This is a genomic window from Paracoccus chinensis (genome assembly GCF_900102885.1).
Taxonomy (GTDB): Bacteria; Pseudomonadota; Alphaproteobacteria; order Rhodobacterales; family Rhodobacteraceae; genus Paracoccus; species Paracoccus chinensis.
In genome coordinates, this window is sequence record NZ_FNGE01000001.1 from 320,233 (window position 1) to 341,418 (window position 21,186).

The following is a 21,186-nucleotide window of genomic DNA, read 5'->3' on the forward strand; positions in this document are numbered from 1 at the left end:
GGCCGCGCCTCAGCCCTCGGCCGCCTTCCTGGCGGCTGCCTTCCGGGTCGTGGTCTTGGCGGGCGCCTTCTCGGCCGTTTTCGCCGTCTTCTTGGCAGCGGGCTTCTTGGCCGCCGTCTTCGCGGGCTCCTTGGCGGCCTTCTTCGGGGCGGGTTTCTTGCCGCCCTTCGAGGCCTTGGCCGCGATCAGTTCAAGCGCCTGCTCCATCGTCACCGACTCGGGCGTCATGTCGCGCGGCAGGGTGGCGTTGACCTTGCCCCATTTCACGTAAGGCCCGAAGCGGCCGTTCAGCACCTGCACGGGACCGCCCTCGGGGTGCTCGCCCAGTTCCGCCAAGGCCGCTGCCGGGGCCGCACGGCCGCGCTGGGGCTTCGCGGCCAGCACCTCGACCGCACGGTTCATGCCGATGGTGAAGACCTCGTCCACCTCGGGCAGGTTCGCATAGCGCGGCCCGTGCTTGACGTAGGGACCATAGCGGCCGATCCCCGCCTCGATCATCACGCCGTCCTCGGGATGCGGGCCGATCTCGCGCGGCAGGTTCAGCAGCATCAGCGCCTTTTCCAGGTCCATCGACGCCGCGTCCCAGCCCTTGGGGATCGACGCGCGCGGCGGCTTCGGCTGCTCCGCCGTCGCCTCGCCGCGCTGGACGTAAGGCCCGAAGCGACCGGTCTTGAGGCTGATCTCAATGCCTTCCGGGTCCAGCCCCAGCACGGTGTCGCCCACCGCCTCGCCTTCCGCGCCCGAGATCGGGCGGGTGTAGCGGCATTCGGGATAGTTGTTGCAGCCAATGAAGGCCCCGCCCGAGCGCGCGGTCTTGAGGTTCAGCCGCCCCTTGCCACACAGCGGGCATTCGCGCGGATCGCCCCCGTCGGCACGCGCGGGATACAGATGCGGGGCCAGCGCCTCGTCAATGGCCTCCAGCACCTCGGTGATCCGCAGCTCGCTGGTCCCTTCCAGCGCGGCCGTGAAGTCGCGCCAGAAGCGGCGCAGGACCTCGCGGTATTCCCGCTCGCCCGAGGAGATGTCGTCGAGTTCGCCTTCAAGGTCGGCGGTGAAGTCGTAACTGACGTAGCGCGGGAAGTATTTCACCAGGAAGGCCGTCACCAGCCGGCCCTTGTCCTCAGGGATCAGCCGGTTCTTGTCCTTGCGGACATATTCGCGGTCCTGAATCGTGGTGACGATCGAGGCATAGGTCGAGGGCCGACCGATGCCGAGCTCCTCCATCCGCTTGACCAGCGTGGCCTCGGTATAGCGCGGCGGCGGCTGGGTGAAATGCTGCTCCGGCACAACGGCGCGCTTGGCGGCGGGCTCGCCCTGCGCGATCTGTGGCAGGCGGGCGCTGTCTTCGCCCTCGTCATCATCCGTGCCCTGGTCGTAGACCCGCAGGAAGCCGTCGAACAGCATCACCTGCCCTGTCGCGCGCAGGCCCACCTGGCCGTCGGCGGAACCGATCTCGACGGTGGTCCGCTCCATCCGGGCGGCCTCCATCTGGGAGGCCAGCGTGCGCTTCCAGATCAGGTCGTAGAGCTTCCTCTGCTCGGGCTCCACGTTCAGCTTGTCGGGGGACAGCATCATGTCGGTCGGCCGGATGCACTCATGCGCTTCCTGCGCGTTCTTGGCCTTGTTCTTGTACATGCGCGGCGACTTGGGGACGTAATCCGCCCCGAAGCGCGCCTTGATGGCGTCGCGCGCAGCCATCACCGCCTCGGGCGCCATGTCGATGCCGTCGGTCCGCATGTAGGTGATGTAGCCGGCTTCATAGAGCCTCTGCGCGGCGCTCATGCAGGCCCGCGCACCAAGGCCAAGCTTGCGGCTGGCCTCCTGCTGCAGGGTCGAGGTCATGAAGGGCGGCCAGGGGTTGCGGCTGGCGGGCTTCGAGGCGACCGAGGTCACCTTGAGGTCGCGGCTTTCGACCGCCTTCACGGCCAGCCTGGCGGCTTCCTCGTTGGCGAGGTCGTAGCGTTCCAGCTTCTTGCCCGCATAGGTGACAAGCTGGGCACGGTATTCGTCGCCCTTGGGTGTCGCCAGCGTGGCGTGGACGGACCAGTATTCGCGGGCGCGGAAGGCCTCGATCTCCATCTCGCGGTCCACGATGATCCGCAGGGCGACGGACTGGACGCGGCCTGCCGACTTGGCGCCCGGCAGCTTGCGCCACAGGACCGGCGACAGGTTGAAGCCCACGAGATAGTCCAGCGCACGGCGCGCCAGATAGGCATCGACCAGCGGCTGGTCGATCTCGCGCGGGTTCGCCATCGCCTCGGTTACGGCGTTCTTGGTGATCGCGTTGAAGGTGACGCGGCTGACCTGCGCCTTCTTCAGCGACGAGGCCAGCGCCTCGCGTAGGTGCCAGCTGATCGCCTCGCCCTCGCGGTCGGGGTCGGTCGCGAGGATCAGGTTCGGGTCCGAGGCCAGCGCGTCCTTGATCGCCTTGACGTGCTTCTTCGATGCCGACGCGACTTCCCATTTCATGGCGAAATCGGCGTCGGTATCGACCGAGCCGTCCTTGGGCGGCAGGTCGCGGACATGGCCGAAGGACGCGAGAACGGTGTAGTCGTCGCCCAGATACTTGTTGATTGTCTTGGCCTTGGCCGGGGATTCGACGACAACGACGGGCATGACACGACCTTTGGCAGATTCGGGGCGGCAACATGGGTGCCCCGAGGGGCGGAGTCAACGCGGGGCAATCCCTGCCCCAACGTGGCACAAGGACGCGAAAGGGCGCCGGGCGACCGGCTCCGGCGCCCTGGATGATCCGGGCCGCTCAGTCGGCGCGGATCTTTTCCAGCGTCTCCTGGTGGGTGCGGATGTGCTGAACGGCTTTCTGCGCCAGGGCGGCCATGTCGGTGTCGTCCGTCTGCTCGGCCCAAGGCTCGAACAGCGCGATGGCCTCGGCATGGGCCTGCGCCTGATGGCCGAGGTAGGCCTGATCGAAGCTGTCGCCCTCGGCCCCCATCACGGCCTCCATGTGCTGCGCCGGGGGGCCGGCGATCTCGGCCGGAACGGTCAGGCCCTTGGCGGCGGCCACGGCCTTGAGCTGCTCGTTCAGCTCGCCATGGTCGCGGATCATCATCCGGGCGAAGTCCTTGACCTCGTCGCTGCCGGCGCGCTCCAGCGCAAGCTCGCTTGACTGGACCTCGAACATGCCGCTGCTGGCGGCCTGGTTGACGAAATCCTGCGGTGTGGCGGCAGGGGTGGCCGAGGCGGCGGCGGGGGCCGTCGCAGGCTCGGGCGCGGCCTCGGAATGGGGCATCACCACCGGGTTCTGCGACGCGGCCCCGCCGGTCGCCTCGCCGGAGGGCATGGTGCCGGTCACGGTGGGGTCGGTCGGCGGGGTGGCCGTCTGCGCCAGAAGCGCGGCGGGCGCGGCCATTCCCAGGAAGGCGGCAAGAACTGCGAGTTTCATGGTCGTCTCCGGCTTTGCGTGGATCCTGTCACCGAACAGGGCCACCAAAGCCGGAGTTCCGCCCAAGGGCTCACGGACGGGTCAGACGCCCTCGCCGACGAAAGCCTTTTCGACCACGAACTCGCGCGGCTCGCTGTTGGCGCCCTCGTGCAGGCCGAAGCTTTCCAGCACCGCCTTGACATCCACGTTGAAGGCCAGGCTGCCGCAGACCATGGCCCGGTCCTCGGCCGGGTTCATCGCCGGAAGGCCGAGATCGGCGAAGACCTTGCCGCTGGCGAGGTTGTCGGTGATCCGGCCCATGAAGGGCGATTCCTCGCGCGTGGTCGTGGGATAATAGACCAGCCGGTCGGTGAAGTCGTCGCCGTGGATCTCGCTCAGCAGCGGGTCGTGGCGCAGGTTCTCGACCAGCTCGCGGCCGTATTCCAGTTCGGCCTTCGTGCGGCAGGTGTGCATCATGATCACCTGCTCGTAGCGCTCGAAGGTCTCGGGATCGCGCATCAGGGACGCGAAGGGCGCGATGCCGGTTCCCGTCGCCAGGAACCACAGCCGCTTGCCCGGCAGCAGCGCGTCAAGGACCAGCGTGCCCACGGGCTTGGGGCGCAGGATGATCTGGTCGCCAGGGCGGATGTGCTGAAGCTTCGAGGTCAGCGGCCCGTCCGGCACCTTGATCGAGTAGAACTCCAGTTCCTCGTCCCAGTTGGGCGAGGCGATGGAATAGGCGCGCAGGATCGGCTTGCCGTTGTCGCCCAGGAGGCCGATCATCACGAACTCGCCCGACCGGAAGCGCAGGGATGCGGGCCGCGTGACCCGGAACGAGAACAGCCCGTCCGTCCAGTGCCGGACCGACGTGACGGTCTGCGCGTCGGGCAGGATATGCGCGGTCGATTTGGGCTGGGTGACGTGGGGATCGTCTGCCAAGGGAATATCCAGGGTCATGTCGGGTGTCCGCAATAATCTAGGGGAAAAGGCGGCCGGGGACTAGCCCGCCAGCCGCGACCTGTGGTCCCACTCGCGCCAGTCGGCGCGGGCGAGCCACTGGTCCGCCGGCTGACGGCGGGCAAGGGCCGCAGGGATCTGCACCTCGTCGATGCCGACCCGGCGGGCCATGGCATACTGATCGGCGATCAGGCTGCCGGTCGCCCGGATGCGGCCCTTGTAGCCCAGTTCCCGCAGCAGCCGCGCCAGGGTGAAGCCGCGACCGTCGGTCATGGCCGGGAACTCGACCGCGATCATCGCGGCGTTCAGGTGATCCGCCAGCGTGTCGGGGTCGGTGTCTGAAGGCAGGCTGACGTCGGGCTGCCCTTCCAGCGGGTGGAAGCCGTCGTCACGAACCAGCACCGGCGCATCCGCCTGAGGCACGGCGGAAGTGGAGGCTTGGGTCAGGTCGGCGGTCGTCATCTCGTTGTCCTTGCTTGCGGCGGGGCGTTCCATGACCGGCGTCACTACGTGCAGATGGGCAACGGGGGCAACCCGCGCAACCTCCGGCTCGGGCTGGGGCTCGGGCGCGACGGGGCCGCGCACGATCCTGCCGCCGATGAAATGGATGCCGCATTCCGTCTTGGCCGAGCCGCGCCAGCGGCCCGAGCGGGGGTCCTCGCCCGGTTTCACCGGCGAGGTGCAGGGCGCGCAGCCGATGGACGGATAGCCCCTGGCCACCAGCGGATGCCGGGGCAGCGCGTTCTCGTCCATGTAGTCGATGATGTCCTCTGGCCGCCAATGCGCCAGCGGGTTCACGCGCAGCCGGAAGGGCGGCTCGGGTTCGAAGAACTCCAGTTGCTTCCGCTCGCCGCCCTGGAACCGCTTGCGACCCGTGATCCAGGCGTCGAAGCCGGACAGCGCCCGTTCCAGCGGCACGACCTTGCGGACGTTGCAGCAGGAATCGGTGTCGCGCTGGTGCAGCGTGCCGTCGGGGTCCACCGCCGCGATCTCGTCCTCGGATGCGCGGATCACGCGGACGTCGGTCAGGGGCAGGCGCGCGGCGATCTCGCGCTGGTAGTCCAGCGTTTCGGGGAACAGCATCTCTGTGTCGATGAACAGCACCGGCGTGTCGGGCGAGGCCACCGACAGCATGTGCAGCAGCACGACCGATTCCGCCCCGAAGGAGGACACCAGCGCCACCCGGCCGAGATCGGGGTCGGACAGCGCATGGCGCAGCACCTGCACCGCCGCGTGGTTGCGATAGCGCGCGTTCAGCGTGGCGGCGCGGCTGTCGAGGTTCGCGTCAAGCATGGCTCGCCTCGGCCGGGTAAAGCGCCGCCTTGAAGGGCGCAGGCCCCAGCCGCCGCAGGGCATCGATGAAGCGTTCCTCGGGCGATTCCCGGACCTCGAGATAGGCGTCGATCAGCCGGCCGATGGCGGGCACGACCTGGTCATAGGGGAAGCCCGCGCCGGCGCGCTCGCCGATGGCCGGCATCTCGTAGCCGTCGCCACCCAGCGTGATCTGGTAGTTCTCGACCCCTGCCCGGTCCAGGCCGAGGATGCCGACATGGCCCAGATGGTGATGGCCGCAGGCGTTGATGCAGCCCGAGATGCGGACGTCGAACTTGCCGATCTCGTCGTCAAGGTCGCGGGCGCGGACGTAATCCGCCAGCTCCTGCGCGATCGGGACCGAGCGCGCGGTCGCCAGCGTGCAGAAGTCCATGCCGGGGCAGGAGATGATGTCGGTGATATGCCCCGCGTTGGCCGTGGCCAAGCCCGCCTCGCGCAGCGCCGCGTAAAGCGCGGGCAGTTCCGACTTCGGCACATGCGGCAGGACGATGTTCTGGTCATGGGCGATGCGGATGTCGCCATGGGCATGACGCTCGGCCAGTTCCGCGATCAGGCGCATCTGCGCCGCCGTGCAGTCGCCCGGCACCGCGCCCGGCGCCTTGAGCGTCACGGTAACGCTGGCATAACCCGGCACGCGGTGTTCCGACAGGTTGGTGTCGATCCAGGACCGGAAGGCCCCGCTGGCGGCGCGGGCGGCGTGGAAGCCGGTCTCGTCCACCTCGCGGAAGACGGGCGCGGCGAAGCGGTCGCGCAGACGGGCCAGCAGCTCCTCGTCATGGCCGCGGAAGACGGCGCGGCGGCGCTGGAACTCTTCCTCGATCTCCTCGCGCAGCACGTCCAGCCCGCGCTCGGCCACGGTGATCTTCAGCCGCGCCTTGTACTTGTTGTCGCGGCGGCCGCTGAGGTTGTAGGCGGCGAGGATGCCCTCGACGTAAGGAAGCAGGTCCTCGGCGGGCAGGAACTCGCGCACGACCTTGCCGATCATGGGCGTGCGGCCAAGTCCGCCGCCGATCCAGACCTGGAAGCCCAGGCGTCCGTCCTGGCGACGCAGGCGCAGGCCGATATCATGGGCGGCGATCACCGCGCGGTCGCGCTTGCCGCCCGAGATGGCGATCTTGAACTTGCGTGGCAGGAACTGAAACTCGGCATGGTCGGTGGACCAGAAGCGCAGCAGCTCCGCCCAGGGGCGCGGGTCCTCGATCTCGTCGGCGGCGGCACCGGCGAAGGCGTCGGTCGTCACGTTGCGGACGGTGTTGCCCGAGGTCTGGATGGCGTGCAGGCCCACGTCGGCCAGCGCGTCCAGCATGTCGGGGATATCGACCAGCTTGGCCCAGTTGAACTGGATGTTCTGCCGCGTGGTGAAATGGCCGTAGCCGCGGTCCCAGCGGTCGGCGATGTCGGCCAGGCCCCGAATCTGGTTCGGGCTAATCGTGCCGTAGGGGATCGCCACCCGCAGCATGTAGGCATGCAGTTGCAGGTAGACGCCGTTCATCAGGCGCAGGGGGCGAAACTCTTCCTCGGTCAGGCTGCCGTCCAGCCGCCGCGCGACCTGGGCGCGGAACTGCTGGGCGCGGTGCTGCAGATAGGCGCGGCCGTCGTCGTTGGTGGCGTCAAGCATGGGCAGCCTCGGGGATGGAAGTGGCGTTGGTCTCGACCGAGGGGCCTGCCTGGCGGAAGGCCTCGCGGAAATGGACGGGGATCGGCAGGCCCTCGGCATCGCGGCCGGATTCGACCAGGTAGGGGCCGACCACGACATCGGGCTGGGCCTGCGCGGCCAGCAGCGCGGTTTCAGCGGTGGCCGCGTCCTCGTAAAGCGTGGCGGCCCGAGGGTCCGTGGTCCAGCCGCGCGCCGACATCCAGACGGACAGCCCGTCCAGTAGATTATTGGCGGTCAGCACGGCGGGCGTGCGGGGCGAGGGGACGAAGGTCTTGGACATGAATGGCGGCCTGCTGAAGAATTCCCTTTCAAAATAGGAAAAACATGTTGCCAAAAGCCAGAGAGGCAAGGAAATAAGGACATATTCACGGCCTGACTGGCCCATTACAGGAAGAATTATCCAGATGGCTGAGGAAAGGCAGACGCCGGTCCGGCTGGACGAACTGGACCGCAAGATACTGTCCCTGCTGCAAGGGGACGCAAGCCTGCCGCTGGAGGAGATCGCCTCGCGCGTGGGGGCCTCGCGCACGCCCGTCTGGAACCGGATTCGACGCATGCGCGAGCAGGGCGTGATCCGGGCGCAGGTCGCACTGCTGGATGCCGAGGCCCTGGGGCTGGAAGCCTGCTTCTTCGTGCTGATCCGCACGACGGAACATGACGCCGACTGGGCCGCCCGCTTCCTTGCCGCCGTCCGCGCCCGCCCCGAGGTGATCGAGGCGCATCGGCTGGCCGGCGACATCGACTATATCCTGAAGGTCATGGTGCGGAACGCGCGAGCCTACGACCGCTTCTACCAGTCGCTGATCTCGGAAGTGCGCATCCAGAACGTCACCGCGCTTCTGTCGATGGAGGAGATGAAGGCGACCTCGGCCCTGCCGATCCCCCCCGCCTGACCCGGTTGCATGGCCCGCGCGGCGGTGCGAGAAAGCCGCATGATGCTGCGTCTCAAGGCCCTCGGGGTCCATCTCTTCACCGCCACGGGCGCCATCTGGGCCGTGCTGGCGCTGCTGGCCGCCGTGGACGGGGACTGGTCCACCATGTTCGTCTGGCTGATCGTGGCGATGGTGGTGGACGGCATCGACGGGCCGTTGGCGCGCCGCTACGGGGTCAAGCAGAACTGGCCGACCTATGACGGCGTGGCGATGGACCTGATGGTGGACTACATCACCTGGATCTTCATTCCCGCCTTTGCGCTGTTCAAGTCGGGGCTGCTGCCGGGCTGGACGGGCTGGGTCTGCACCATCGCCATCGTCTTCGGCTCGATCCTGTACATGGCCGACACGCGGATGAAGACAAAGGACAACAGCTTCGCGGGCTTTCCGGCCTGCTGGAACATGCTGGTGCTGGTGCTCTTCGCGCTCAAGCCCTCGTACTGGGTGATCTTGGCGCTGGTGATCCCGCTGACGGGGGCGATGTTCCTGCCGGTCAAGTTCATCCACCCCGTCCGCACCGAGCGATGGCGCGCGCTGTCGCTGCCGATGATGGGGGCCTGGGTGGTCTTCGCCCTCTGGGCCATCGCGGTGAACTTCCATCCGCAAAGCTGGGCGCTGTGGGGGCTGGTCGTCAGCTCGATCTGGCTGCTGCTGGCGGGACCGTTGCAGCAGATGATCCCGCCCAGGGGGCGACAGCGCGCTTGATCGCGCGGCGGCAAGCCCCTTAGTGTCCGCGCCAAATTCCGTCACAGGGGAACGTCCATGCTCGACCGCCTGCTGCCCGCCGCCCTGGCGCTGATCGCCGCGCCCGCGCTGGCCGCCACCGACACGATCCGGCTGGGCATGGTGCTCGAACCGCCGGGCCTCGACCCCACCGCCAACGCCGCCGCCGCCATCGACGAGGTGGTCTATGCCAACCTTTTCGAGGGGCTGACCCGCTTCGCCCCCGACGGCACGATCGTCCCCGGCCTCGCCTCGGAATGGCAGGCCAGCGAGAACGGGACGGTCTATGAATTCAGGCTGCGGCAGGGCGTGACCTTCCACGACGGCGCTGCCTTCGACGCCTCGGACGTGGTCTTCTCGCTGGACCGGGCGCGGGCCGAGGATTCGACCAATGCGCAGAAGCAGCTCTTTGCCGGGATCACGGCGGTCGAGGCGGTGGCGCCCGACCTCGTGCGCGTCACGCTGGACGGCCCGGACGGCAGCTTTCCCTGGAAGATGGCCTGGGGCGACGCAGTGATCCTGGACCCGGCCTCGGCCGCGCAGGCTGCGACCGCGCCTGTGGGAACCGGCCCCTTCCGCTTCGGCGCGTGGACCCAGGGCGACCACATCACGCTTGAGGCCTTCGACGGCTACTGGGGCGAAAAGCCCGCGCTGCGCTCGGCCACCTTCCGCTTCATCCCGGACCCGACGGCGGCCTTTGCCGCGATGATGGCGGGCGACGTGGACGCCTTCCCGATCTATCCCGCGCCGGAAACGCTGCCGCAACTCGAGGCCGATCCCCGCTTCAAGGTGATCGTGGGCACGACCGAGGGCGAGACGATCCTGTCCATGAACAACCGCCATGCGCCCCTGAACGACCCGCGCGTGCGCAAGGCCATCGCCCTGGCCGTGGACCGGCAGGCCATCATCGACGGCGCGATGTTCGGCTACGGCACCCCCATCGGCAGCCATTTCGCCCCCCATCATCCCGATCACGTGGACCTGCTGGACCGCTCGCCCCATGACCCGGACCAGGCCAAGGCCCTGCTGGCCGAGGCGGGCGTGTCGAACCTCAGCCTGCGGCTCGCGCTGCCGCCCCCGCCTTATGCCCGACGCGGCGGCGAGATCGTGGCGGCTCAACTGCGCGCGGTCGGGATCGAGACGCAGATCACCAACATGGAATGGGCGCAGTGGCTGGAAACGGTCTTCCGCGGCGCCGACTTCGACCTGACCATCATCAGCCATGTCGAGCCGCTGGACATCGATATCTACGCCCGCGACGGCTATTACATCGGCTATGACAACCCCGTCTTCCGCGACCTGATCGCGCGCTTCACCGCCTCGACCGACGCGGGCGAGCGCAGCGAGCTGCTGCGCGAGGCGCAAGGGATGCTGGCCGAGGACAATCCCGCCGCCTTCCTGTTCCAACTGGCCAAGATCGGCGTGGCCGACGCCCGGATCGAGGGCCTGTGGGAAAACGCCCCCACCCCCGCGAACGATCTGACCAAAGTGCGCTGGACCGAGTGAGGGAGTGGCAATGGTGCGCGCAAAGCACGCACCATTGCCTCAGTTCTTCAGCACGATGCAGCGGCCGCCGATGGCGCGGAACTGGCTGCAGAAGGCATTGGCCTCACCGCGCGAGGAATAGCCGACCTGCGCGGTGTAGACACGCCGGCCGCTGCCTGACAGCGTCTTGCGGACATAGGTGATCTGCTTGCCGCCCAGGATCGGCCGCAACTGGCGGTTCAGCCGGCTGACCTGCTGCTGCGCGCCCGACTGCCTGGGATGCGAGGCCAGGATCACGCCCCAGGGGAAGCTGCGCTGCGGGGACTTGAATTCCTTCAGCTTGCGGTTTGCGGCCAGCTGCACGCAGGCCTCGCCGAAGGGCTTGTCCTTGTCCAGCCGCACGTCGATCTGCCCGGGCGGGTCGTCGCGCCATTTCCAGGCGTTGTGGCCGGTGATCGCCTCGACATAGTCCTGCGTCTCGAAGGGCAGGACATTGCCGCCCTTGTTGAAGGTCTCGGCCCGCCGCTCGCCGCCGTTATAGGCAACAGCCGCCAGCCCCATGTTGCCGAAGCCGTCGATCAGATAGCGCAGGTAGTCGGCCGAGGCATGGATCGCCTTGGCCGGATTGAAGGGGTCGTCGAGCTTCCGCATGCGCGCCGTGTCCGGCATGAACTGCGCGATGCCCAGGGCGCCTGCGGGGGACACCGCCTCGGGCTCGAACAGGCTTTCCTTCCACAGCAGCCGGGCCAGGAAGTTGGGATCAAGCCGGTTCTCGGTCGCCGCACGCTCGATGGTGGAACAGACATCCGCCACATAGGAGGCCACGGTGATGCAGCTGCGTCCATCCGCCGTGCAGCGCCGCTCCTTGCTGTCGGCGGTGGGCGTGGTTCCCTTGGCCGGAGCAGCGGCTTCCTTCGCGGCTGCGGGTTGAGCGGGCTGGGCCGTCGCCGCAGGAGCGCCGGGCGCCGGAGCGGCCGGTTCCTGCAAAGGTGACCCGACCGCATTCAGAGAGGCCTGGGCGTCGGCAGCTGCAACAACGGCAGGGGCCGGGGGCACGCCTGCGTCCTGCGCAAGGCCGGGGGTCGCGGCCAGTGCCGCAAGGACGACGATCTGGAAACGGCGCACGGGGAGTCCCTCGTCATGTAACGGGTCCGCGATAGCAAAACCCCGCGCCGAAGTGAACCTTGGCGCGGGGTTTCCCATGAACTCGGACCCTGCTCTCAGCGGACTGCTGCCAGCCTTCGGCCGACGCAAGAGGCCGCGCCAGAGCAAGGGCCCGTCATGCCCTTGAAGGCAAGCGCCCTGCTCAGGAGGCCGCGCTGTCTCCGGGGCCCTTCCCGGCCTTCCTTCCGGCCTTCTCGGCCTCTTTCTGGGCCTTGCGTGTCGCCTTCTCCTCAGCCTTCTCGGCCTCCTTGACACGCTTGCGCTCGGCCTTTTCGGCCTCCTTGCGGGCCTTCTTCTCCGCCTTGTCCTCGCGGGCACCCCCGGCGTCCACCTTCGCGGGTGGCGGGGTCATGCCGCCCGCCCGGCGCGCTCCTGCGGCGGGGGCTTCGGGCGCAGTGGCGCCCGCCTCGGCCCGGCTCATCTTCGGTGCGCGGACAGGCTCCGCCGCCGTATCCCCTGCGGGCTCACCCGACTGCGGTTCGGCCCGCTGCGGCTTGGGCATCTTGCGGGCGCCCGGGCGGCCTGTCCGGATTCCAGGCGAGCGCGGCGCGCGGGCGCCCCCCGCCCCTGCCGTTTCCGCCGCACCGGTCGGGACCGGCTCCTGGTCGCCGGCCTCCTCGTCGGACGCGGCCTCGCCACGCCGCGCGATCTCGGCCCGCACCCGTCGAAGCGCCGCGCCCAGATCCTTGATCCCCTGCTCGTCGCCGCCCTGCGCGCGCGTCTCGTCACGCAAGGCCCTGATCTTGCGGGCCAGCGCGCCCAGCGCTCGGTCCGCCTGCCGGCCTAGGGCAGGCTGCCGCGACCTGGCGATCAGCGTCTCGGCATCGTCCGAGCCGCCACCACCGGCTTCATCGGGTTTCGCAACTTTCGCCATGCTCGTCCTTGCCGTCCTTCATGGGGGGCGGATCGCCCGCAAACGCCTGTTTTGCCCAAAAGTTCGCGCAAGAATCGCAGCGTTGCAACGCAAAAACGCCCGGCACGGGGCCGGGCGCCTGCAGCGATGTCAGCCGATCAGTAGGACGGGACCGCGCTTTCGACCAAGGCGACATTCTGGACGGGGGCGCCCGCCGCCGCCACGGTCTGCACGGGCGCGCCCGCGGGCTCCAGGTAGCCGTCCGGGGTCTGGAGCAGCGGGCCTTCCAGCCTTTGCGATTCCGCCTCGGTCCGCACCTTCACGGTCGTGCCGTTGGGGATGCGCTCATACAGGTCCATGATGTCCTGGTTGAACAGCCGGATGCAGCCCGCCGAGGTGGCCTTGCCGACCGACGAGGGATCCATCGTGCCGTGGATGCGGTACATCGTGTCCTTGTTGCCCTCGTAGAGGTACAAGGCGCGCGAGCCCAAGGGGTTGCTGAGGCCGCCCGGCACGCCGTTGCGGAACTGGGCGTAAAGCTCGGGCTCGGTCGACACCATGTTCGACGTGGGCGTCCAGGACGGCCACCGGGCCTTGCGCTTGATGGTCGCCGTGCCCGCGTAGCCCACGCCCGCGCGGCCCACCGCGATGCCGACGCGCGTCGCCATGCCGCCGTCCTCGACCAGGTAAAGGAAGCGGGCATAGGGATCGACAACCACGGTGCCGGGCGCATCGGGGCCGTTGTAGGGGACGCGAGCGCGCACGTTGCGGTCGCGCAGGTAGGCGGGCTTGATCGCGGGGATCGGCAGCGCCTCGCCGTTCGGGCCCTGGTCAACGCGAGCCTGGTAGATCTCGGGGACGAAGTTGTTGGTCTGGGGCGCCTGCTCGACAGGCGGGGTGCTGGGGCCGCAGGCGGCAAGGCCCAGGGCGCAAGCCAGGAGGGCGGCAGAGGCGAGACGCATCCGAGGTTTATCCTTCAAGATGGGCAGCACGCGGGCAAGCCGTGCGCCGCTCAAAGGGTGGCAGAATGGACAGCACGAATCGCAGGGCAGGCTGCGGGCCGGTCCGATCGGCCCATAGGCCGACGAACCGAAGGCATCGTCAAGAATTCGCACGGTGCCCAGAGGGGGGGCGTGACAAATTTGCCGCGCGCGCGACTTTTTGAACACGGCGTGATCTGTTGCCGATATGGCGCAGCTTTCCGGAACGGTGCCAGCGCCGGAACCGGCCTGCCAGATCGACGTTCGGACCACATCCGGCAGTCACACATGGCCTGCTGCAACTGCAAAGGACAGAACATGGGCTTCATCATCTCCATCATCATCGGAGCCATCGCCGGCTGGCTGGCCGGCCTGATCGTCAAGGGCGACGGACAGGGCGTCTTCATGAACATCATCGTGGGCGTGCTGGGCGCCGTGCTGGCAAGCTGGCTGTTCCCGAGCCTCGGCTGGAACCTGGGGGCCGCCCCTGCCGTTCCCGGCGCCACCGTCCGGGGCACGAGCTTCCTGGGCTCGATCGTCTTCTCGACCATCGGCGCGGTGATCCTGCTGCTGATCGTGTCGCTGTTCACGGGCCGCCGCCGCCGCGGGTGACCCGCCCTGCTGCCCGGCGGCCGTCTCCTCCCTCCGGCCGCCGCTCCAGGCCCCCGCCGTCTGCCCGGCGGGGGCCTGTGATCACCTGCCCCCGACCTGACGGGCGATCTCGGCGGCAAGGCACAGCACCCGGCGGGGGCCGAGAGCCTGCACCAGGATCGCCAGTTCCTCGGCCGCCGCATTCTCATGGCCCAGCGCGCAGCCCTTTGGCAGCAGCGCCGCCGCCCGCTCCCATCCCCCGGTCTGCAGCAGAAGCGCCTCGCGCGCGGTGACGACCAGCAACGCGCCCCCGGGTGCCGCGAGGCCGCCGTAATGGGCAAGGCTGCGGGGCCGGGACAGGATCACCGCATCGACCCCGCGCCCGTCCATGATGGCCCGCAGCGCAAGGCGGCGCGGGGCGAACCCGTCGCGGGGCAAGGAAACGGGCGGCATCGGAACCTCGGCATTCAAGGGAAAGGGGCAGAGTGGCCCTTTCACCCCGGCGGTCAAGCCATCCCGCACCGGCAAGCCCGCGCCGGATTGCCCTTCCCGCCGGGGCCGCTAGTCTGGCCGGGATGTCACGCCCTTCTGCCCTTGCCCCCTTCCGCCACAAGGCGTTCCGCACCCTTTGGGCGGCGACGCTGGTGTCGAATTTCGGCGGGCTGGTGCAGGCGGTTGGCGCGGCCTGGATGATGACGCAGCTGACCGACAGCGCGACGCTGGTGGCGCTGGTGCAGGCCTCGAACACCCTGCCGATCATGCTGTTCGCGCTGCTGTCGGGCGCCCTGGCCGACATCTTCGAGCGCAAGCGGCTGCTGCTGATCGCGCTGGGCGTCATGGCCAGCGTCTCGCTGCTTCTGGCGGTGGTGGCGGGCTATGGCTGGCTCGACCCCTACAGCCTGCTGGCACTGACCTTCCTGATCGGGATGGGGCAGGCGCTTTACAACCCGCCCTGGCAGGCCAGCATGGGCGACCTCGTCCCGCGCGAGGACCTGCCGGCGGCGGTCACGCTGAACTCGGTCGGCTTCAACCTGATGCGGTCCGTGGGACCGGCGGCGGGCGGGCTGATCGTGGCGGCCTATGGCGCAGCTGCGGCCTTCGCGGTCAACGCCTTCAGCTATGTGCCGCTGATCTTCGCGCTGACCCGCTGGAAGCCGCCCCTCCGCAAGCGCGACGTCCCGCCCGAGCCCCTGGCCCCCGCCATCGCCGCGGGCCTGCGCTATGTCGTGCTGTCGCCGAACCTGGTGCGGGTGCTGGCGCGCGGCGCGCTGTTCGGCCTGTCGGCGGTCGCGGTGCTGGCCCTGCTGCCCCTGATCGCGACCGAACACCCCGAGGGCGGCTCGCTGACGCTGGGCCTGCTGCTGGGCTGCTATGGCTTCGGCGCGATCATGGGCGCCGCCGCCAACGGCCGCATCCGCGAACGGATGAACAACGAAAGCGTCGTGCGCGTCGCCTTCATGGGCTTCGCGGCCTCCTGCCTGATCCTGTCAGCCAGCGACAACGTCCTTGTCCAGGGACTGGCGCTTCTGCCCGCCGGGGCCTCCTGGGTGCTGGCGCTGTCGCTGTTCAACGTCACCGTCCAGCTGTCCACGCCGCGCTGGGTCGTGGCGCGGGCGCTCGCGCTCTACCAGACCGCGACCTTCGGGGGGATGGCGGCGGGAAGCTGGCTCTGGGGGATGGTCGCCGACCTTCAGGGGCTGGACGCGGCGCTCGCCTGGGCGGCGGGGCTGCTGATCTTCGGGGCGGTGATCGGGCACTGGTTCAGCCAGCCCGAGTTCGGCAAGCTCGACCTCGATCCCATCGGCCGCTTCCGCGCGCCCGAGCTTGCGCTGGACCTGCGCGGGCGGTCGGGGCCGATCATGGTGATGGTCGACTACGTCATCGACATCGGCGACACGCCCGAGTTCCTGCGCCTGATGGCCCGGCGGCGCGCCATCCGCCGCCGCGACGGGGCGCGCAATTGGGCGCTGCTGCGCGACCTGGAAAACCCTCGCCATTGGTCGGAAAGCTATCACATCGCCACCTGGGACGAATATGTCCGCCACAATCTGCGTCGCACCCGCTCGGACGACGAGGTGATCCTGGCCCTGCGCGCCCTGCACCGGGGCGAGGGCGATCCCCATGTCCACCGCATGATAGAGCGCCACAGCGTCAGCCCCGGCGACGACCTGCCGCTGATCGGCAAGATCGAGGTGCCGGGCTCATGAGCGCCCCCGCCCCTGCCCCCAAGGGCAGCCCCGGATGAGGATGCTGGCGCGGCGGCTCGCGCTTCTGGCCTTGGCGCTGGTCGGCGCCTCGGCGGTGATCTTCGCGGTGGTGGACCTGGTGCCGGGGGATCCGGCGGTCTTCGTGCTGGGCACCGGGGCGCGGCCCGACACAGTGGCGGCGCTGCGCGAGCAGCTGGGCCTGGACCTGCCTTGGCCCGTCCGCTACGCGCAGTGGCTCGGGGGCGTGCTGACGGGCGACATGGGCACGAGCCTTGCCTACAAGACGCCGGTCGCGGGCATGATCCTGGACCGGGTGCAGGTGTCGCTGCCCTTGGCGCTGATGGCGCTGGCGCTGGCCGTCGCGGTGGCGCTGCCGGTGGGGATGCTGGCCGCCTCGAGGCGTGGGCGCCCGGCCGACGCCCTTGCGATGGGGGCCGCGCAAGTGGGGATCGCGCTGCCGAACTTCTGGTTCGCCATGCTTCTGGTCCTGGTCTTCGCCGTGAAGCTGCGCTGGCTTCCGGCCGGGGGCTTTCCCGGCTGGTCCGATCCCTTGGCGGCCCTGCGCGCCCTCATCCTGCCCGCTTTCGCGCTGGCGCTGCCGCAGGCCGCAATCCTTGCGCGCGTGCTGCGCTCGGCCCTGATCGAGACGCTGGGCCAGGACTATATCCGCAGTGCCCGCGCCAAGGGCCTGAGCCGGGCGCAGGTCTTGCGCCGCCATGCGTTGCGGAACGCCCTGATCCCGGTGCTGACGATCCTGGGGATGCAGTTCTCGTTCCTGCTGGCGGGCGCGATCATCATCGAGAACGTCTTCTACCTGCCGGGCCTCGGCCGGCTGATCTTCCAGGCGATCAGCCAGCGCGACCTCGTGGTCGTCCAGTCGGCGGTGCTGGTGCTGGTCGCGGCCGTGATCCTTGTCACCTTCCTGGTGGACCTGGCCTATGCCGCCGTGGACCCGAGGCTGAGGGGCCGATGATCCCCGGACGCCACCGCATGGGACTGGTCGCGGGCGCGGCGCTGGCAGGGATTGCGCTGGCGATGGCGCTGGTCTCGGCCGTGTGGACACCCTTCGACGTGACGGGGGTGGATGTCGCGAACCGCCTGCTGCCGCCCGGCGGCGTCCATCCCCTGGGCACCGACCACCTGGGCCGCGACCTCTTGTCGATGGTGATGATCGGGGCGCGGACCTCGCTGTCGGTGGCGCTGCTGGCGGTGGGGATCGGCGCGGGCATCGGCGTGCCGCTGGGGCTGGCGGCGGCGGCTTCGCGCGGGGGATGGCTCGACGAGGCGATCATGCGCGCGGGCGACCTGGTCTTCGCCTTCCCCGCCTTGGTGACGGCGATCCTGATCACGGCGGCGCTGGGCCCCTCGGCCATGAACGCCATGCTGGCCATCGGGATCTTCAACATCCCCGTCTTCGCCCGCGTGACCCGGGCGGGCGCGCTGCCGCTGTGGACGCTCGACTACATCCGCGCGGCCGAGATCGCGGGCAAGGGCCCGGCCCGCATCAGCACCGAACACATCCTGCCCAACGTGGCGAGTCTGCTGATCGTGCAGGGCACCATCCAGTTCGCCTTGGGTATCCTGGCCGAGGCCGGGCTGTCCTATGTGGGCCTGGGCGCGCAGCCCCCCACCCCAAGCTGGGGGCGGATGCTGGCCGAGGCGCAGACAATGGTGACGCTTGCGCCCCATGTGGCGGTCGTGCCGGGCCTGGCGATCGTGCTGACGGTGCTGGGGCTGAACCTGCTGGGCGACGGCCTGCGTGACGCGCTGGATCCAAGGCTCAAGGCGCGGCTGACATGATCGCGCTGAGGGATCTGTCCATCACCATCGCGGGGCGCCGGGTGGTGTCGGACGTCACGCTGCCGCTGGCGCCGGGACAGGTCACGGCGCTGGTGGGCGAAAGCGGCTCGGGCAAGTCCATGACGGCGCTGGCGGCCATCGGCCTTCTGCCCGAGGGCGCACACGCCAGCGGCCGGGTGGACCTGGACGGCCGCAACCTGCTGGACCTGCCCGAGCGCGGGATGGACGCCCTGCGGGGCCGCCGCATGGGCATGATCTTCCAAGAACCAATGACGGCGCTGAACCCGCTGATGACCATCGGCGATCAGGTGGCCGAGGGCCTGCGCCGCCACCGCGGCCTCGGCCGGGCGCAGGCGCTGGCCCGCGCGCGCGAAAGGCTGGACCGCGTGGGCCTGCCCGCCGCGCGCTTTCCGCTGGGGCTTTACCCGCATCAGCTGTCGGGCGGCCAGCGCCAGCGCGTGGCCATCGCCATGGCCATTGCCGCGGCCCCCGACCTGCTGATCGCGGACGAGCCCACGACCGCGCTGGACGTGACGACGCAGGCCCAGATCCTCGACCTGCTGCGCGGGCTGGTGCGGGACGAAGGAATGGCGCTGTGGCTCATCACCCATGACCTGGCGGTGGTCTCGGGCGTGGCGGATCATGTCGCGGTCATGCAGCAGGGCCGCATCGTCGAGGCGGGACCCACGGCGCAGGTCTTCCGCGCCCAGGCCCATCCCTATACCCGGGCTCTCTTCGCCGCCGCCCGCCATGTTCCCCCCGCCTCGCCCGCGCGCGCGCCCGGCCCGCCCCTGCTGCGGGTAGCAGAGGCGTTGCGCGAATACCGCCTGCCGCGCCCGGCCCCCTTCGCCCGCCGCCCGGTGCTGCGGGCGGTGGACGGAGTCAGCCTCACCATTGCAGAGGGCGAGTCGGTCGGGCTGGTGGGCGAGTCGGGCTGCGGGAAATCGACGCTCGCCCGCGCGATCCTGGGGCTGGATGCCCTGCAGGGGGGCGCGATCCGGCTGGACGGCGCCGGCGTCGGCCCCCGGATGCCGAAGGATCAGCGGGCGCAGGTGCAGGCGGTCTTCCAAGATCCCTTCGCCAGCTTCGACCCGCGTTGGCGGGTGGACAGGCTGGTGGCCGAGCCTTTCCACCTGACCGGCCGCCCTGCCGACTGGCGCGACCGCGTGGCCGAAGCGCTGGCCGAGGTCGAGATCGGCACCGAGGCCATGTCGCGCCACATCCACGAATTCTCGGGCGGCCAGCGCCAGCGCATCGCCATCGCCCGCGCGCTGATCATCCGCCCCCGCCTGATCCTGCTGGACGAGGCGGTCAGCGCGCTCGACGTGCAGGTGCGCGCGCGCGTCCTGGACCTGCTGGCACGGCTCAGGCGCCAGCACGGGCTCGCCTGGCTCTTCATCAGCCACGACCTGTCGGTGGTCCGCGCCATCACCGACCGGGTGCTGGTGATGGACGCGGGCCGCATTGTCGAGGAAGGCCCGACCGGCCGCATCCTGTCCCAGCCGCTCCATCCCGTCACCCGGCGGCTTGTCGCCGCCGCGCCGATCCTGCCGCCGGCGTGACGCCCCGTGCCCTTGCACCCCGGCCCGGGCGCCCTACCTGTCAATCGGCACAACAAGGGAGCGGCCCATGAAATGTCCGGTTGACGGCGAGACGCTGGTGATGACGGACCGCAGCGGCGTCGAGATCGATTATTGCCCGAAATGCCGGGGGGTCTGGCTGGACCGGGGCGAGCTGGACAAGATCATCGACCGCGCCGGCGCAAGCGCGCAGCCGACCCAAGCAGCCTTTGCCGCGCCTGCCGCGCCGCCCACCGCCGCGCCCCATCTGCAGGACCGCCCGCAGTTCGAGAACCGGTCCCGCGGCGACGACCATTATCGCGACCGCCACGACGATGACGACGACTATCACCGTCACGGCAAGAAGAAGCGGCGCGAGTCCTTCCTGGGCGATCTCTTCGATTTCTGAAGGGACGGCGCGGTCCGGAAAGGTGGCGGGCAGCCCCTGAAACAGCGACAGGCCCCGCAAGGGACGGGGCCTGTCGCTCCTCCCCCGGAACGGCTGGCCTCCCCGCCGCGCCGTCCGGGTATACACTGCGTCAGTGGGCTGCCTCTGCCGCGATCAACTCTGCCTGCCGCACGATCACTTGTGCCTGACGAATCGACGCGATGTCAACCAGTCGACCTTTGTATACCGCGGCACCGGCGCCCGACCGCTGAGCCTCTTCCATCGCGGCCAGGATCTCGCGCGCCTCGGTCACGGCCTTCTCGCCGGGCGAGAAGATCTCGTTCGCAAGCGCGACTTGGCTGGGATGGATCGCCCATTTGCCGACCATGCCCAGCGTGGCCGAGCGCAGCGCCTGGGCGCGGAAGCCCTCGGCGTCGCTGAAATCGCCGAAGGGGCCGTCCACCGGCAGGACGCCATGGGTCCGGCAGGCCGCGACGATGGCCGCCTGCGCCCAATGCCAAGGATCGGACCAGTATTTCTGGCCCTCGCGCGCCATGTAATAGTTTTCCTGCGTCCCGCCGATGCCGGTGGTTGCCATCCCCATGCTGGCGGCGAAGTCGGCCGCGCCCAGGCTCATCGCCTGCAGGCGGGGGCTGGCGGCGGCGATTTCCTCGACATGGCTGATGCCGGCCGCAGATTCGATGATGACCTCGAAGGCGATGGGCTTGGCGCGGCCCCTGGCACGTTCCACGGCCGTCACCAGCGCATCGACCGCATAAAGGTCCGAGGCATTGCCGACCTTCGGGATCATGATTGAATCCAGCCGGTCCGAGGCCTGTTCCAGCAGGTCCACCACGTCGCGGTACCAGTAGGGCGTGTCCAGCCCGTTGATGCGCACGGACAGCGTCTTGTTGCCCCAGTCGACGTCGCCGATCGCCTGGATCACGTTCCGCCGCGCCTGCTCCTTGTCGTCGGGCGCGACCGAGTCCTCGAGGTCAAGGTTGATCACGTCGGCGGCCGAACCCGCCATCTTCTCGAACAGCTGGGTGCGGGAGCCGGGACCGAAGAGCTGGCAGCGGTTCAACCGGGCGGGCGCGGGGGGTTGCAGGCGGAAGGACATGGGACCTCGGGCAAGGTTGTTGCGTCTGGCGGCGCCAAGTTGAAGGATCATTGCTG

20 protein-coding genes and 1 pseudogene are annotated in these 21,186 nt (G+C 69.5%); 9 read left to right on the top strand and 12 right to left on the bottom strand.

What is annotated here, in order from left to right:
• Positions 1-9: 9 nt before the first annotated feature.
• The 7 genes and pseudogenes from topA to BLQ03_RS01510 form a co-directional block, all read right to left on the bottom strand.
• Positions 10-2,616: a type I DNA topoisomerase gene (gene topA, locus BLQ03_RS01485; RefSeq protein ID WP_090751925.1), complete on the bottom strand. Its 2,607-nt coding sequence runs from the start codon at positions 2,614-2,616 to the stop codon at positions 10-12.
• 145 nt (positions 2,617-2,761) lie between these two features.
• Positions 2,762-3,403, bottom strand: coding sequence for a DUF4142 domain-containing protein (locus tag BLQ03_RS01490; RefSeq protein WP_090751928.1), 642 nt, complete (start codon positions 3,401-3,403; stop codon positions 2,762-2,764).
• Between the two features lie 81 nt (positions 3,404-3,484).
• Complete coding sequence (locus tag BLQ03_RS01495; protein ID WP_090751930.1) at positions 3,485-4,339, bottom strand: ferredoxin--NADP reductase; 855 nt, start codon at positions 4,337-4,339, stop codon at positions 3,485-3,487.
• 42 nt (positions 4,340-4,381) lie between these two features.
• On the bottom strand, positions 4,382-4,834 hold the full coding sequence (locus BLQ03_RS18975; protein WP_342672000.1) for a DUF934 domain-containing protein: 453 nt from the start codon (positions 4,832-4,834) through the stop codon (positions 4,382-4,384).
• A 66-nt stretch (positions 4,835-4,900) separates the two neighbouring features.
• Positions 4,901-5,632, bottom strand: a pseudogene (locus BLQ03_RS18225) (phosphoadenylyl-sulfate reductase); the annotation flags it as partial.
• Positions 5,625-7,289 (bottom strand): nitrite/sulfite reductase, encoded by a 1,665-nt coding sequence (locus BLQ03_RS01505; RefSeq protein ID WP_090751935.1) that lies wholly within the window; start codon positions 7,287-7,289, stop codon positions 5,625-5,627. The gene BLQ03_RS01505 and the pseudogene BLQ03_RS18225, both read right to left, overlap by 8 nt.
• Positions 7,282-7,608: a DUF2849 domain-containing protein gene (locus tag BLQ03_RS01510; protein WP_090751938.1), complete on the bottom strand. Its 327-nt coding sequence runs from the start codon at positions 7,606-7,608 to the stop codon at positions 7,282-7,284. Before BLQ03_RS01510 ends, BLQ03_RS01505 begins: the two co-directional genes overlap by 8 nt.
• Before the next feature lie 124 nt (positions 7,609-7,732).
• Here BLQ03_RS01510 and BLQ03_RS01515 point away from each other — a divergent pair, with 124 nt between their 5' ends.
• From BLQ03_RS01515 to BLQ03_RS01525, 3 genes are read left to right on the top strand one after another with little or no spacing between them, the layout of a single operon-like run.
• Positions 7,733-8,221 carry an Lrp/AsnC family transcriptional regulator gene (locus BLQ03_RS01515; RefSeq protein ID WP_090751940.1) on the top strand — a complete coding sequence of 163 codons (489 nt, stop codon included), beginning with the start codon at positions 7,733-7,735 and terminating at the stop codon, positions 8,219-8,221.
• Between the two features lie 39 nt (positions 8,222-8,260).
• A complete protein-coding gene (locus BLQ03_RS01520; protein ID WP_090752132.1) occupies positions 8,261-8,965 on the top strand; it encodes a CDP-alcohol phosphatidyltransferase family protein in 705 nt (234 codons plus the stop codon).
• Positions 8,966-9,022: 57 nt separating this feature from the next.
• Positions 9,023-10,489, top strand: a complete 1,467-nt coding sequence (locus BLQ03_RS01525) for an ABC transporter substrate-binding protein (RefSeq protein ID WP_090751942.1) — start codon at positions 9,023-9,025, stop codon at positions 10,487-10,489.
• Positions 10,490-10,528: 39 nt separating this feature from the next.
• Here the strand turns inward: BLQ03_RS01525 and BLQ03_RS01530 are convergent, their stop codons facing one another.
• The 3 genes from BLQ03_RS01530 to BLQ03_RS01540 all read right to left on the bottom strand — a co-directional run bounded on the left by BLQ03_RS01530 (position 10,529) and on the right by BLQ03_RS01540 (position 13,447).
• On the bottom strand, positions 10,529-11,593 hold the full coding sequence (locus BLQ03_RS01530) for a lytic transglycosylase domain-containing protein (RefSeq protein WP_245688630.1): 1,065 nt from the start codon (positions 11,591-11,593) through the stop codon (positions 10,529-10,531).
• A gap of 181 nt (positions 11,594-11,774) precedes the next feature.
• Positions 11,775-12,506 (bottom strand): hypothetical protein, encoded by a 732-nt coding sequence (locus tag BLQ03_RS01535; RefSeq protein ID WP_090751946.1) that lies wholly within the window; start codon positions 12,504-12,506, stop codon positions 11,775-11,777.
• Between the two features lie 137 nt (positions 12,507-12,643).
• Positions 12,644-13,447 carry a L,D-transpeptidase gene (locus tag BLQ03_RS01540; protein WP_090751949.1) on the bottom strand — a complete coding sequence of 268 codons (804 nt, stop codon included), beginning with the start codon at positions 13,445-13,447 and terminating at the stop codon, positions 12,644-12,646.
• A gap of 336 nt (positions 13,448-13,783) precedes the next feature.
• Here BLQ03_RS01540 and BLQ03_RS01545 point away from each other — a divergent pair, with 336 nt between their 5' ends.
• Positions 13,784-14,077, top strand: coding sequence for a GlsB/YeaQ/YmgE family stress response membrane protein (locus BLQ03_RS01545; RefSeq protein WP_090751951.1), 294 nt, complete (start codon positions 13,784-13,786; stop codon positions 14,075-14,077).
• An 81-nt stretch (positions 14,078-14,158) separates the two neighbouring features.
• Here BLQ03_RS01545 and BLQ03_RS01550 read toward each other — a convergent pair whose 3' ends face one another.
• Positions 14,159-14,509, bottom strand: coding sequence for an aminopeptidase P family N-terminal domain-containing protein (locus tag BLQ03_RS01550; protein WP_139166595.1), 351 nt, complete (start codon positions 14,507-14,509; stop codon positions 14,159-14,161).
• A gap of 122 nt (positions 14,510-14,631) precedes the next feature.
• On the opposite strand from BLQ03_RS01550, the gene BLQ03_RS01555 reads away from it, so the two are divergent.
• The 5 genes from BLQ03_RS01555 to BLQ03_RS01575 all read left to right on the top strand — a co-directional run bounded on the left by BLQ03_RS01555 (position 14,632) and on the right by BLQ03_RS01575 (position 20,031).
• A complete protein-coding gene (locus BLQ03_RS01555; protein WP_090751956.1) occupies positions 14,632-16,263 on the top strand; it encodes an MFS transporter in 1,632 nt (543 codons plus the stop codon).
• 34 nt (positions 16,264-16,297) lie between these two features.
• Positions 16,298-17,236 (top strand): ABC transporter permease, encoded by a 939-nt coding sequence (locus BLQ03_RS01560; protein ID WP_090751959.1) that lies wholly within the window; start codon positions 16,298-16,300, stop codon positions 17,234-17,236.
• Positions 17,233-18,063 (top strand): ABC transporter permease, encoded by an 831-nt coding sequence (locus tag BLQ03_RS01565; RefSeq protein WP_425415707.1) that lies wholly within the window; start codon positions 17,233-17,235, stop codon positions 18,061-18,063. The genes BLQ03_RS01560 and BLQ03_RS01565 overlap by 4 nt, the downstream gene beginning before the upstream one ends.
• Positions 18,060-19,625 carry a dipeptide ABC transporter ATP-binding protein gene (locus BLQ03_RS01570; protein WP_090751961.1) on the top strand — a complete coding sequence of 522 codons (1,566 nt, stop codon included), beginning with the start codon at positions 18,060-18,062 and terminating at the stop codon, positions 19,623-19,625. The genes BLQ03_RS01565 and BLQ03_RS01570 overlap by 4 nt, the downstream gene beginning before the upstream one ends.
• 67 nt (positions 19,626-19,692) lie before the next feature.
• Positions 19,693-20,031 carry a TFIIB-type zinc ribbon-containing protein gene (locus BLQ03_RS01575; RefSeq protein ID WP_090751963.1) on the top strand — a complete coding sequence of 113 codons (339 nt, stop codon included), beginning with the start codon at positions 19,693-19,695 and terminating at the stop codon, positions 20,029-20,031.
• Positions 20,032-20,161: 130 nt separating this feature from the next.
• On the opposite strand, the gene BLQ03_RS01580 is transcribed toward BLQ03_RS01575, so the two are convergent.
• Positions 20,162-21,130, bottom strand: a complete 969-nt coding sequence (locus tag BLQ03_RS01580) for an L-malyl-CoA/beta-methylmalyl-CoA lyase (RefSeq protein ID WP_090752136.1) — start codon at positions 21,128-21,130, stop codon at positions 20,162-20,164.
• Between the last annotated feature and the right edge of the window lie 56 nt (positions 21,131-21,186).

Excerpts from the sequence above, each read along its gene's own strand:
- topA (WP_090751925.1), bottom strand. The coding sequence starts at position 2,616 with ATGCCCGTCGTTGTCGTCGAATCCCCGGCCAAGGCCAAGACAATCAAC.
- BLQ03_RS01490 (WP_090751928.1), bottom strand. The coding sequence starts at position 3,403 with ATGAAACTCGCAGTTCTTGCCGCCTTCCTGGGAATGGCCGCGCCCGCC.
- BLQ03_RS01495 (WP_090751930.1), bottom strand. The coding sequence starts at position 4,339 with ATGACCCTGGATATTCCCTTGGCAGACGATCCCCACGTCACCCAGCCC.
- BLQ03_RS18975 (WP_342672000.1), bottom strand. The coding sequence starts at position 4,834 with ATGGAACGCCCCGCCGCAAGCAAGGACAACGAGATGACGACCGCCGAC.
- BLQ03_RS01505 (WP_090751935.1), bottom strand. The coding sequence starts at position 7,289 with ATGCTTGACGCCACCAACGACGACGGCCGCGCCTATCTGCAGCACCGC.
- BLQ03_RS01510 (WP_090751938.1), bottom strand. The coding sequence starts at position 7,608 with ATGTCCAAGACCTTCGTCCCCTCGCCCCGCACGCCCGCCGTGCTGACC.
- BLQ03_RS01515 (WP_090751940.1), top strand. The coding sequence starts at position 7,733 with ATGGCTGAGGAAAGGCAGACGCCGGTCCGGCTGGACGAACTGGACCGC.
- BLQ03_RS01520 (WP_090752132.1), top strand. The coding sequence starts at position 8,261 with ATGATGCTGCGTCTCAAGGCCCTCGGGGTCCATCTCTTCACCGCCACG.
- BLQ03_RS01525 (WP_090751942.1), top strand. The coding sequence starts at position 9,023 with ATGCTCGACCGCCTGCTGCCCGCCGCCCTGGCGCTGATCGCCGCGCCC.
- BLQ03_RS01535 (WP_090751946.1), bottom strand. The coding sequence starts at position 12,506 with ATGGCGAAAGTTGCGAAACCCGATGAAGCCGGTGGTGGCGGCTCGGAC.
- BLQ03_RS01540 (WP_090751949.1), bottom strand. The coding sequence starts at position 13,447 with ATGCGTCTCGCCTCTGCCGCCCTCCTGGCTTGCGCCCTGGGCCTTGCC.
- BLQ03_RS01545 (WP_090751951.1), top strand. The coding sequence starts at position 13,784 with ATGGGCTTCATCATCTCCATCATCATCGGAGCCATCGCCGGCTGGCTG.
- BLQ03_RS01550 (WP_139166595.1), bottom strand. The coding sequence starts at position 14,509 with ATGCCGCCCGTTTCCTTGCCCCGCGACGGGTTCGCCCCGCGCCGCCTT.
- BLQ03_RS01555 (WP_090751956.1), top strand. The coding sequence starts at position 14,632 with ATGTCACGCCCTTCTGCCCTTGCCCCCTTCCGCCACAAGGCGTTCCGC.
- BLQ03_RS01560 (WP_090751959.1), top strand. The coding sequence starts at position 16,298 with ATGAGGATGCTGGCGCGGCGGCTCGCGCTTCTGGCCTTGGCGCTGGTC.
- BLQ03_RS01565 (WP_425415707.1), top strand. The coding sequence starts at position 17,233 with ATGATCCCCGGACGCCACCGCATGGGACTGGTCGCGGGCGCGGCGCTG.
- BLQ03_RS01570 (WP_090751961.1), top strand. The coding sequence starts at position 18,060 with ATGATCGCGCTGAGGGATCTGTCCATCACCATCGCGGGGCGCCGGGTG.
- BLQ03_RS01575 (WP_090751963.1), top strand. The coding sequence starts at position 19,693 with ATGAAATGTCCGGTTGACGGCGAGACGCTGGTGATGACGGACCGCAGC.
- BLQ03_RS01580 (WP_090752136.1), bottom strand. The coding sequence starts at position 21,130 with ATGTCCTTCCGCCTGCAACCCCCCGCGCCCGCCCGGTTGAACCGCTGC.